General features: G+C 59.9%; 2 protein-coding genes. Both read right to left on the reverse strand.

What is annotated here, in order from left to right:
• Nucleotides 1-39: 39 nt before the first annotated feature.
• Nucleotides 40-1,110, reverse strand: a complete 1,071-nt coding sequence (locus IWX87_RS19430) for an IS3 family transposase (protein WP_196865141.1) — start codon at nucleotides 1,108-1,110, stop codon at nucleotides 40-42.
• Nucleotides 1,107-1,385: transposase (locus tag IWX87_RS19435; protein ID WP_231374938.1), on the reverse strand; the 279-nt coding region annotated here is incomplete at its 5' end. The genes IWX87_RS19435 and IWX87_RS19430, both read right to left, overlap by 4 nt.

The following is a 1,385-nucleotide window of genomic DNA, read 5'->3' on the forward strand; positions in this document are numbered from 1 at the left end:
CGGGCGCTGTCAAGGTAGTTGCCGCAAAAAGTTCGATGCTCAAGCGGCTAGTTTTTCTGGTTGATTTTGCTCCTTTGGTGTTTGCGGGTTGAGGTGCACTTCGGTGATTGGCGACCAATTGCGAGTCCCCCCTGACCAGCGGTTGGGGTTGGCGTTTCGGGCCGCAGCATAGACCTTGGCGCGTTCAGCCAGAATGGCCTCATCGAGTTTTAAGTGCCGCTGCGCTGGGGTTATAAATCGAATGGCGCTGTGGCGATGTTCGTGGTTGTACCAGTGCACCAACTCTGTCACCCAGCGTCGCGCCTGCAGCAGGCCATTGAACGGTTTGACGGGCAGTTGAGGTCGGTATTTCAGTGTTCTGAACAGAGCCTCGGAGTAAGGATTGTCGTTACTGACCGCTGGTCGGCTGCGAGAAGCCGCCACGCCCAGGCGCTGCATGGTGGCGAGCATCGTTTCCCCCTTCATCGGCGAGCCGTTGTCCGAGTGAACGGTAAGCTGATGGGGCGCGATGCCCTGGCGCTCGCAGATGGCTTGAAGTAGCCCACTGGCCAGCTCGGCACTCTCGCAGTCGTAGACCTGCCAGCCAACGATACGGCGGCTGAACAGGTCCACGAACAGATAAAGGTAAAAGTAGGTACCGCGCACCTCGGTGGGCAAGTAGCTGATGTCCCAGCAGTAAATCTGATCGGGCCCGTTGGCCACCAGCGCGCGTGGCTTGCTGCGTTTTTGCGCTACCCGCTCCAGGCGGCGATGCCTCAACTGGCCGGCTTCAAGCAGCAGCCGGTACAGGGTCGACTCACTGGCCACGTAGAGGCCCTGGTCAGCCAGGCGAGGCACAATCTGGCTTGGCGGCAGATCCTTGAATTGATCGCTGTTAACCACCTCCAAAGCCGCTTGTCGCTCCGCCTCACTGAACTTGTTAGGCGGCACGGTGATGCGGCGTTTGTCCCCGACCCTGAGGTCGCCCTGCTGGTTCTCAGGGTGTCGCCAGCGCTGAACAGTACGTGCATCCAACCCAATCAGGGCGCAGGCCTTTTGCAGACGTGCACCGTTGTCGCAGCACTGCCCTATCAGCGTCAGTAGCGTTTGACGCTGTTGGCAACTGGTCATTTCTCCTCGTCCTCCCACAGGGCCTGGAACTTTTTTTGTAGCACCAGCAAGGCTGCGGCTTCGGCCAGTGCCTTCTCTTTTCGACGCAGTTCACGCTGCAACCCATCGTGCTTGACTTGCAACTCGCGCAGTGCCGTCCTGGCTTCGCGCGATTCAGGCGCTGTGGCGCTGCAAAACGCGTCACCCCAGGCCTTGAGCTGGTGCTCAAACAACCCCTTCTCCCGGCACCAGGCATGCAGCTGTGTGGGCGTCATGGCATGCGTCTGGTTCAGCGC

The sequence above is a fragment of the Polaromonas sp. CG_9.7 genome, assembly GCF_015752205.1.
Classification (GTDB): domain Bacteria; phylum Pseudomonadota; class Gammaproteobacteria; order Burkholderiales; family Burkholderiaceae_C; genus Polaromonas.